The sequence below is a fragment of the Fructobacillus sp. ChS1-6f1-1-27 genome (assembly GCF_059579415.1).
Genome location: NZ_JCAOER010000003.1, coordinates 178,579 through 188,111 on the forward strand (window position 1 = coordinate 178,579; position 9,533 = coordinate 188,111).

At 43.3% G+C, this 9,533-nt stretch carries 13 protein-coding genes; 11 read left to right on the forward strand and 2 right to left on the reverse strand.

Features of this window, described 5'->3' with window-relative positions; all coding sequences use genetic code 11:
- The first annotated feature begins 4 nt into the window (after nt 1-4).
- Together AC5162_RS03025 and AC5162_RS03030 are read left to right on the forward strand one after the other, a co-directional pair.
- Nucleotides 5-388 (forward strand): DUF948 domain-containing protein, encoded by a 384-nt coding sequence (locus tag AC5162_RS03025; protein WP_496533769.1) that lies wholly within the window; start codon nt 5-7, stop codon nt 386-388.
- 12 nt (nt 389-400) lie between these two features.
- Complete coding sequence (locus AC5162_RS03030; protein ID WP_496533770.1) at nt 401-694, forward strand: hypothetical protein; 294 nt, start codon at nt 401-403, stop codon at nt 692-694.
- A gap of 66 nt (nt 695-760) precedes the next feature.
- On the opposite strand, the gene rnhC is transcribed toward AC5162_RS03030, so the two are convergent.
- On the reverse strand, nt 761-1,744 hold the full coding sequence (gene rnhC / locus AC5162_RS03035; RefSeq protein WP_496533771.1) for a ribonuclease HIII: 984 nt from the start codon (nt 1,742-1,744) through the stop codon (nt 761-763).
- 120 nt (nt 1,745-1,864) lie between these two features.
- Between rnhC and AC5162_RS03040 the strand changes: the two genes are divergently transcribed.
- Genes AC5162_RS03040 through AC5162_RS03055 form a run of 4 tightly spaced genes read left to right on the forward strand, consistent with a single transcriptional unit; the run spans nt 1,865 to nt 6,297 of the window.
- Nucleotides 1,865-2,386 carry a CvpA family protein gene (locus tag AC5162_RS03040; protein WP_496533772.1) on the forward strand — a complete coding sequence of 174 codons (522 nt, stop codon included), beginning with the start codon at nt 1,865-1,867 and terminating at the stop codon, nt 2,384-2,386.
- 22 nt (nt 2,387-2,408) lie between these two features.
- Nucleotides 2,409-4,808 carry an endonuclease MutS2 gene (locus tag AC5162_RS03045; RefSeq protein ID WP_496533773.1) on the forward strand — a complete coding sequence of 800 codons (2,400 nt, stop codon included), beginning with the start codon at nt 2,409-2,411 and terminating at the stop codon, nt 4,806-4,808.
- Between the two features lie 38 nt (nt 4,809-4,846).
- The gene (locus tag AC5162_RS03050; protein WP_496533774.1) at nt 4,847-5,197 is read left to right on the forward strand and encodes a hypothetical protein; all 351 of its coding nucleotides are present in this window, start codon (nt 4,847-4,849) and stop codon (nt 5,195-5,197) included.
- 11 nt (nt 5,198-5,208) lie between these two features.
- Complete coding sequence (locus AC5162_RS03055) at nt 5,209-6,297, forward strand: metaphase chromosome protein 1 (protein WP_496533775.1); 1,089 nt, start codon at nt 5,209-5,211, stop codon at nt 6,295-6,297.
- Between the two features lie 59 nt (nt 6,298-6,356).
- Here the strand turns inward: AC5162_RS03055 and AC5162_RS03060 are convergent, their stop codons facing one another.
- Complete coding sequence (locus AC5162_RS03060) at nt 6,357-6,686, reverse strand: hypothetical protein (protein WP_496533776.1); 330 nt, start codon at nt 6,684-6,686, stop codon at nt 6,357-6,359.
- A 279-nt stretch (nt 6,687-6,965) separates the two neighbouring features.
- On the opposite strand from AC5162_RS03060, the gene gmk reads away from it, so the two are divergent.
- Genes gmk through AC5162_RS03085 form a run of 5 tightly spaced genes read left to right on the forward strand, consistent with a single transcriptional unit; the run spans nt 6,966 to nt 9,217 of the window.
- Nucleotides 6,966-7,559, forward strand: a complete 594-nt coding sequence (gmk, locus tag AC5162_RS03065; protein WP_496533777.1) for a guanylate kinase — start codon at nt 6,966-6,968, stop codon at nt 7,557-7,559.
- A gap of 25 nt (nt 7,560-7,584) precedes the next feature.
- Nucleotides 7,585-7,800, forward strand: coding sequence for a DNA-directed RNA polymerase subunit omega (gene rpoZ, locus AC5162_RS03070; RefSeq protein ID WP_496533778.1), 216 nt, complete (start codon nt 7,585-7,587; stop codon nt 7,798-7,800).
- A 1-nt stretch (nt 7,801) separates the two neighbouring features.
- A complete protein-coding gene (locus AC5162_RS03075; RefSeq protein ID WP_496533779.1) occupies nt 7,802-8,380 on the forward strand; it encodes a peptidylprolyl isomerase in 579 nt (192 codons plus the stop codon).
- Nucleotides 8,381-8,440: 60 nt separating this feature from the next.
- On the forward strand, nt 8,441-8,821 hold the full coding sequence (locus tag AC5162_RS03080) for a CvfD/Ygs/GSP13 family RNA-binding post-transcriptional regulator (RefSeq protein WP_496533780.1): 381 nt from the start codon (nt 8,441-8,443) through the stop codon (nt 8,819-8,821).
- 9 nt (nt 8,822-8,830) lie between these two features.
- The gene (locus AC5162_RS03085) at nt 8,831-9,217 is read left to right on the forward strand and encodes a hypothetical protein (protein WP_496533781.1); all 387 of its coding nucleotides are present in this window, start codon (nt 8,831-8,833) and stop codon (nt 9,215-9,217) included.
- Nucleotides 9,218-9,533 lie beyond the last annotated feature (316 nt).

Sequence of the window (9,533 nt, forward strand, 5' to 3'; positions counted from 1 at the left end):
AGATATGAGCGTTGGAGAATTATCACTTTTGATTTTTGCCCTAGCATTTTTGTTGCTAGTGGTTTTTATTGGCATTTTCTTGATGCGGTTGACTCGGTCAACGAGTATCATTACCACGAACATCGACACGTTGACCCGGTCAACTAATGAGGTTTTGGCTAATACGAATATCTTGTTGGATGACGTCAATGATAAGATGGCGACTTTGGATGTGACCGTTCAGGCTGCGGCAGACTTGTCTAAGACCGTTTCGGATTTGAATACTTCTGTCCAAAAGAGTGCTTCAAAGATGTCAGGACTCGGTACTGTTTCAAAAACTGGGGCGACCTTTGCACTATCAAAGGTCTTCAACCTCTTCTCTTCCAAAGATAAAAAGTCAAAAAAATAAAGGAGCTTTTCAATGGCGAAAGCAAAACGAGTATTAGCAGGTTTTTTGTTTGCTGCAGGTGTGACTGCCGCATACAAGTCCTTGAAGCCTGAGCAAAAGGCAGCCTTGAAGGATGCCTTTGACGATGTCAAAGACCAAGCCCGGATTGTGGTGGACCAATTAGAAGACCGGTTAGTTGATTATGCTGACCAAGCCAAAGCTTCTTTGGATGCTACTAAGGAAAACTTGGCCGACCGGGTAGCTGACCGTGACGATTCAGCTAACCAGGATATCGAGTTAAAAGAACAAGACTTGTCCGTAAAATAAGTTTCAAAAAAGCCACTGATGTTGATCAGTGGCTTTTACTTTTATCTGTTTTGGCCGGGCACGATTTTAGTACCGGGCTTTTTTTCCAGCAATTTTTTCAGCTTTTTGAGTATTAGCAAAATGAACCTTAGCGTATTTTGAGAGGTTTACTCCTTTTTTAATCAAGGTCGCAGTGATTTGATCGACGCTTTTACCAGCACCGATTGGCAAAGTTACACCGACTTCTTTGCTTAATTCTTCCATCGAAAGTAGTTCGACATACCGGGCTAAAATGGAAGCTGCGGCAACAGCAAGGTGAAAAGTTTCGCCCTTGGTTGAGAAGTAAGTCTTAGCGTTGGCTCTTGTTTGGTGATTCTTTGTTAAGTAGCGGAAGTAAGATTTTTCAACAACGAATTGGTCAATTAAAATTGCATCAGCCTTGGTTGGTGCAATCTTTTCTTGGACTGCTTTTAAAACAAAGTTGTGAGAAAGGGCTTTCTGGGCCACAATGTTTTGACCGGATTGTTGGAGTTCGTTATACTTGGCCGGGTTCAAATTGACGACGTGGTGGGGCAAGCGCTCAATGATTTGTTGAGCGATTTGCCGGATTTTAGCATCGGTTAAGGTTTTGGAATCAGCAATTCCAAGGCTTTTAACCCAGGCATGGTTTTCCCTTGAAACGTAGACAGCCGCAGTTGTCAGTGGGCCAAAGTAGGCTCCGGCACCAACTTCGTCAGACCCAATCACTGACCAGGAGCCAAAGTCTCTTGGTAGGGTATCACCAGGTTGGGACTTATGGTGGGAGCTGGCCTTTACAGTGGGTGTTGGTTTGGGTGCCACCTTCGAACTGGGTGCCTTACCTGTGGCTGAATCCTTATCCCACAACTTGGCCTCATGGTCACTATTGTTTCCTTGAAACATCACTTTGCCGGATTGGTAGGCCGTAATTGTCACCCCATCTTTTTTTGTGGAAAAAAGTGAATAGGGTGGAAACTTGGCTTCCATGTTTTTTAGGTAGTGCTTTTGCATCTCTTTAATTTGAGCAGTTGTCAGTTTTAAAACAGTTGTCATTAGTCCCCCTTGAAAGAACGTTTTCACCAGTTAATTATAGCAGTTTTAATGGTATAATTAATAAGATTAACTATTCATTTTGCCAGCGATTTTGAAGGCCTGACGATAAAGAGGACCACCATGACATTATTAATTATTTTTATCTTATTTGTAGCGATTATGGCCTACCGGGGTTACCGAGAAGGAGTCGTTCACGTCATTGCCCGAACGGTACTGTGGGCACTTGTTTTTTACATCGCAACTGTTTTGTCAAAGCCGTTAGCCGAAGTCTTTTCCAACTTTATTTCCGGTCAGTTCTCACGACCTGACGTGCCAACGTCTGTTTCACGAGAGGGTAGTCAATTTCTTTCGTCCGGCCTGGCCTTCATGGTGATTATGCTGGTTGGTTCAATTGTGAGTCGGATGATTTTGCGGCCGATTCACTTTATTCGACGGGTACCAATCCTAGGTTGGTTAGACGGAATCTTAGGTGGCCTAGCCTATTTGGCCCTAGGCTTAGTAATGTCGTTTTTTATTTTACAGGTGCTGTCGGTTTGGCCAAATTCATGGTTACAAGTTCAGCTGAATCAAAACACGATTTTAAACCACTTCTTAGATAACTTTCCAGTCTTTTCGAATAAAATCTATCAGTGGTGGCTATAACATTTAAAGGATTTAATTTAGTATGAACAAAAAAGTTTTGCAAACACTTGAATACGATAAGGTTAAAAATGACCTGTATCCATATGTGCAGACTGCCCAGGGAAAGGCCTTGGTTGATGACTTAGTACCTTCTTCTGACTTTGACCAAGTTTCCGCTTGGCTGCAAGAAACGAATGAAGCGGTCTTAATTGACCGTTTAAAGGGTGGTTTACTTCTCCCTGACTTAGTTGCGATTGATGAGCAAATTCGTCGCTTGGAAATCCAGGCCAGTTTAAATGGAACCGAAATTGTTAGCCTAGCCAAGGTTTTGACGGCAACGGCTGCGATTACCCATTTTTTTGAAACGCTAGCAGACGAAGACCTCGTTGACTCGGTTGCCCACCTGTACCAAACGGCCCAGGGATTGACGACTTTACCAGAGTTAACCAAGCAGGTTCAAGAGGCAATTGATGAAACCGGCCTGGTCTTAGACGGGGCCTCTTCGACTTTGGCTAGTATTCGCCGCCGCTTAGTTGGTCATGAAAATGCCATCCGGCAAAAGCTGCAGTCTTATACCCGGGGAAAGTCGGCCCAGTATTTGTCAGAGCCAATTATTACTAGACGGTCGGACCGCTATGTTTTGCCAGTTAAGGCGGAATACCGCCACCAAATTCCTGGTGTAGTTCACGACCAGAGTCAAAGTGGGCAAACTTATTACATCGAGCCACAGGTTGTGGTCGACTTGGCCAACCAATGGTCGGAACTCCATGTCCAAGAACGGGCAGAAGAGGACCGAATTTTGGCGGAATTGTCATTAGACTTAGCAGACCACAGTGAAGACTTGGTTGAAAATGCTAAAATTTTGGGCCAGCTTGACTTTGCTAATGCTAAGGCCCGGTTAGCCAAGGCCCAAAACGCACAGGCACCAAACCTATCCGAGGACCGGTCAGTGGAATTACTCCGGGCTTGGCACCCCTTAATTAAGGAATCGGTCGCCGTTAAAAACGATATTCGTCTTGGTATTGATTACCAAACATTGATTATCACTGGACCCAACACGGGTGGAAAAACCATCACAATTAAGACCTTGGGGCTCTTACAACTCTTGGCCCAGTCCGGACTCTTTATTACAACCGGGCGGCCATCGACAGTTGGTGTCTTTGAGGAAATCTTTGCAGATATTGGGGATGAACAGTCGATTGAACAAAACCTATCAACCTTCTCATCCCATATGGCCAATATCAAGGGCATTTTGCAGCAAACCAATCAAAAGTCACTTGTAATTTTTGATGAACTTGGTGCCGGGACTGACCCACAAGAAGGGGCCGCTTTGGCGATGGCCATCCTGGACAGGACCAAAGATTTGCAAGCTAAAACCATCGCAACGACCCACTACCCTGAGTTAAAGCTTTATGGATATGACCGTGACCAAACCGAAAACGCCTCCATGGTCTTTGATGTGGAAAGCTTGCAACCAACTTACCAGCTCTTGATTGGAGTACCGGGCCAGTCAAATGCCTTGGCGATTGTTGACCGGCTTGGTTTTGACCAAGATTTGATTAACGATGCCAAGACGATGGTTCACCCAGAAGACCAAAACTTGAACCGGATGATTCAAGACTTGGTCGACCAGCGTCAGGCGGTAAAGGATGAGCGTCAGACTTTGGCAGATAAGCAAAAGTCAGTTGATCATAAAGAAGAAGACCTGACTGCTCAGCGGTTAAAACTTGAACAAAATCAGGCCAAGGTCATGCTTGATGCCAAGAACGAGGCAAACCACCTAGTTGCTAAGACTAAGAAAGAGGCCGAACAGTTAATCGCATCAATCCGGAAGGAACGGTTAGCTGGTGGCCAGACCCAGGGTCTGTCTGAACAAGACTTACAAAAGCAAAAGCAGGCAATTGCCGCTTTGCACCAGGCTGATTCTTTGGAAAAGAATAAAATCTTGCAAAAGGCTAAAAAAGCCAAGGTTTTGGCAGCCGGGGATGAAGTCGTTGTTCAATCTTATGGTCAGCAAGGAACCTTGGTTAAAAAGCATAAGAACGGTCAGTGGGAAGTGCAACTTGGCATTTTGAAAATGTTAGTTGATGAAGATGACCTCAAGAAGACCGAAGCAACCGCCAACGCCCAAAAAGAAAAGCAAAAGGCCAAGAAAAAGAAAGTCCAAAAAACCAGTGCGGCTGGTTCTGCCACCGGCCGAGTTCAAGCCAAGCTTGATTTGCGTGGTGTGCGCTATGAAGCGGCCTTGGTTGACTTGGACCGTTACTTGGATACGGTCGTTTTGGCCAACCTGTCCTCCGTTGAAATTATTCACGGGAAGGGAACCGGGGCCTTGCGTCAGGGTGTGACTCAGTTCTTGCGGTCTGACCGTCGAGTGAAAGAATTCCACTTTGCTTCTGCTAATGCGGGTGGGGATGGTGCAACCATCGTCACATTGCGTTAAACTGTGGACAAGTAATTAATTTTTAAAAGGATACCAACATGCCAAAAGAAAAGTACCCAGCTGGTGAATTTTTATCAGCCCTCTTCTTATATGCGCGCGATTTTAACTATAACCACTTAATCTTTGAAGCCAACCGCTTTAAGGTCTCAGTCAACCTCGCCCGCCGGTCAAATACCTACGGGAATGCTGATTTATTTTACGCCTCAGCTGACCCAAAGAGTTTTGCCCCAGTGATGTCTGCCATTAACCAGGCAATTGAAATTGCTGAATTAGAAGGCAGCATTCAGGCCAAGGTGATGACCCCAGAATTAGACCGTCAGGAACAAATTTTTCAGTTTAAACTGAAGGAATTTGGCCACGGTCGCTACCAATTAGACCTCAGTATCTAAAGGAGATCATTTTGAAGCAAGGAAAATCTGCTCAAATTAAAGCGCTGAAGCACCGTAACCAAACTCAAAAATTCCGTGAATCCAAGAAGCTTGACCCATTTGACTATAACGAATTCGCTGGTTTCTTGCGGGCTCGGTTCTTCTTAACTAAACAAAACCAGTATGAAAATGAAGTTTTTGAAGTAGCTTCATTTTTCTTAGATGACTTAATCGCTACAATGGTTCAGCAGAATTTTTCTGCCTTTACGAGTGACCAACGGGTGATTGTCAACTTAAACGAAGCGATGCAAGCAACGCTGGTCCAGTCATCTGACCGTGACTGGCGGTACTTTATTTTGCTTGTACCCGTTTTGTACGACATCCAAGTCTTCTTGGCCAAAGAAGGTCAGGTCTCACCACGGTATGGTGTTAAAACCACCAAGTTTGACCTAAACTTCTGGAAGATGATTATTCGAACAGTCCTTGCTGTTAATTACTTCCGTTTCCAAGGGCAAGATGTTGCCAAATTAATGTCTGGCGGTTCAGCCATTGATGACTTGCAGTTTAAGTTCTTACAGCAAAATGGCGACGACGATGACTTTGACTTGGCAACTATCCAAGAGGTTTACCGCGGCTTGGCTGTGACAATGCCTGCCTTATCAAAGGCGACAGCTAAGCCGGCTGACAAAACATTGCCAGCAGATGTTATCCAAGAAGAAGTGGACTTTGGTGACCGAATGGTGGCCACTTTTCAAAAAACTTCGACAAAGGGGGTCGTTTCTGACCAGGAAGTTGCCATGTTGACTAGTCTTCACCGTGGCTTGGCAGAGAAATTCAATGTCAGTCACCGTGACTGGACGGCTAACCTAGTTGCCACCTTTGTTAAAGAAGACTTAATGGATTATTGGGCACCAGTCTGGGATTCGTTGGATGGACTTGGTGGTGAAATTAGTCGTTATATTGGTTTTTTGGCCGACAAGAAGGCTGTTGACCACGGTAAAAAATTCCAGGCCGACTTAATTGGTGTCGACCACTACCTCGATATTGCTGCTTTGAATACCTTGTTAGCCAAGTTGGACTTGGGTAAGGTAGAAGCTTTGCTGGAAAGTCAAAGTAAATAAGAACGTTAAAAAAAGAGTTGAGAACTTTGTTCTCAACTCTTTTTTGTTTTTTTAATTAATTAGCTAAATGAAATATGCCGAACTAATTCAGGACTCAATTGGTGTAATTGCCGACTGCTCTTGTCTTCTAACAAAAGGACACCAGCATCTGTCTGAGATACGACACCGTAGAAGTCTTGGATATCTTCTTGGTCAAAGCCGTAGTTCATCTGAACGGCAACGGGCTTACCAAGGTTGATAGCAAGTTCCAAACGGTAGATTAATTCATCAGTGCTTTGTTGGTGTTTTAAGGGCACCACTGAAAAATGATGGCGTAGCCGCTTAAAAGCACGCTTGCCTTGTTGGAAGATTTGATTGTAGTTGGCTTGGCTTTCAAGATTAAGTTGCATGATGCCGCCTCCTTTAACTGTTGACTCTAGTATACGAACAAATGTTCTTAAATGCAAGGGTTTTGAATGGTTAAATTTTCATCAAGGGTGGATAAAACGTTGTTTTAATAGCGTTTATCCACATTTATTTGGCTAGGCGAACAAAGATTCTGATGACCGAACAAAAGGGAAAAAGTTGTTTGAAAAACGGTTTGTTCAACCGATAAAGATGGATTGAAATAAGGGCTTAAAACTGGTAAAATACTGGTATCTAGTAGATTTTAATTAAAGAGGAATATAATGGCACAACGTGGTTTATTAATCGTTTTATCTGGCCCATCAGGTGTTGGTAAGGGAACGGTTCGAAAAGCAATCTTTGAAGATGATGACGTCGATTTTCGCTACTCGATTTCGGCAACAACGCGTAAGCCACGGGTTGGTGAAGTCGACGGACAAGATTATTTCTTTGTTAGTCGGGAACAGTTTGAAGAAAAGATTCAAGCTGGTGATATGCTGGAATACGCTGAGTACGTTGGTAATTACTATGGTACTCCTCGATCGTTCATCGACGAAACCTTGGCTTCTGGCCGTGATGTTTTCCTAGAAATTGATGTCCAAGGGGCCTTGCAAGTTAAGTCAAAGATGCCAGAAGGTGTTTACATCTTTTTGACACCACCAGATATTCAAAACTTGCGGTCACGCCTTGAAGGTCGTGGCACTGATTCACCTGAAGTGATCAACAAGCGAGTTGAAGCTGCCCGAGATGAATTGAAAAAGATGATTAATTACAACTACGCTGTTGAAAACGACGTTGTTGAAAATGCTGTTGACCGAATCAAGGCGATTATTACTGCCGAACGGTTAAAGGTTAACCGCTTTATTGATAAGATTTAATTAGAAGGATTAAGAGGAGTAAGTCATGTTATTGTACCCATCCGTTGATAAATTATTAGAACAAGTTGACTCGCGTTATAAGTTGATTGCCTTGGCATCAAAGCGCGCCCGTGAATTGGATGCCGGTTTGCCAGCAACACAAGTAAAGTTCGATTCAAACAAGTCTGTTGGACAAGCTTTGGAAGAAATCGAAGCTGGTGATGTTGTCATCAACCCAGTTGTCCAAGACGAAGGGGAATAAGATGGTTGAATTTCCTCAGTTAACTGCCAAAAAAGATGACCGTCAGGTCACAATCCAAACGAACCAAGGCGATATTGACTTGGTTTTGTTTGCAGACCAAGCACCGAAGACTGTTGAAAACTTTTTGACGCACGCAAAAGATGGCTACTATGATGGTGTTATCTTTCACCGTGTTATCCCTGAATTCATGATTCAAGGTGGAGACCCTGATGGTTCTGGCCGTGGTGGCGAAAGTATTTGGGGTAAGCCATTTAAAGATGAATTCTCTGATGACTTATTTAACTTACGCGGAGCCTTATCAATGGCTAATGCGGGACCAAATACGAACGGCTCACAGTTCTTTATCGTGCAAGCAAGTCAATTTCCCAAGCAAATGAAGCCAGCTTTAGCTGGATTGCCAGAAGAAATCCAAGCTGCCTACCAAGAAAACGGTGGGACACCATGGCTTGATGGTAAGCACACGGTCTTTGGCCAAGTGGTTGCTGGAATGGATGTTGTTGATAAGATTGCCAAGGTCCAAGCCGACTTTGCTGACCGTCCATTAGAAGATGTTGTGATTGAAAAAGTTGTTCTTTACTAATTAGTAAAGAACTCTTTTTTATATCTTGTTTGTTATAATAGCCATAGAGGAACCTAGAAGATGGAATACCATATTGGACAATTAGTCACCGGTAAAGTTACCGGTATCCAGCCCTACGGTGGCTTCATCATGTTAGATGACCATACCCAGGGCTTGGTACATATTTCAGAATTTAAGTCTGGAATTGTCAAAGACTTGCATGGCGAATTAAAAGTTGGTGATGAGGTCAAAGTGGTTGTCTTAGATATCGACCAGTACACTGGTAAGATTTCACTATCCTTGCGCCAAGTTGAATTAATGGCCTTAAAAGATACGCCAATCATTAAAAATACGAATGTCCGTCGTCGCTTTTGGACAAACTACCATTTGGATTATGGCTTTGAGCCAATTGCTTTAGCCTTGCCGGGATGGGTAGAAGAAGCCAAGGAAAGAATTAGCTGAGGTGACAAGATGACAATGGTAGCTGCAACAGTAATTGCTTATGACCAAGATATTCCTTATTTTTTGGTTCAAAGCCAAGGGAACCAAGACCAGTTTTTGACGGTTAAGGTTCATCATCGCAACGAAAAGACTTCCCTTGGAACGATTTTGGAAGCCTTTAGCAAGGTTGGTATTAAGAACTTTGATGACTGGCGGTTGGGCGAATTAGCTTCCGTTCAGGGAAGTGACGGTGTAGGAGAACCATTATATTCTTTCCATGTGGAAGACCACCGAGCTGTTGAAGACCAATTGTCGGATGATTTGCAGTTTAAAAGTGCAGATGATTTAAGGGAATTGTTGACGACGATACAACCTTCCACTTTTACATCGTTTGATTCAGATAATGAATCTGAGTAAAAAAACGAACATTGTGTTGATAACTTTTATTTTTAATCGCTTTATCAACAGGTGGTTTGCTCTTAACAAATTAAAATTCGTGTCTTAGATTTTTTCTAAAAAACAGTTGACTCCACCTGTTAATGCCGGTATACTAGTTATTGTTCTTCACAAGAGGAACACGCTGGAACCGGCATTTTTAAATGTTTTGGGAAAGGTTAACTTAAAAAATAGTTGAAAAAAGTCGTTGACAAAAGTTGATGAGCTTGCTAAACTAAATGAGTTGCCTTAAAGGCGTAGCACATTGAAAACTGAACAAAACTTTGAACAAACAAAT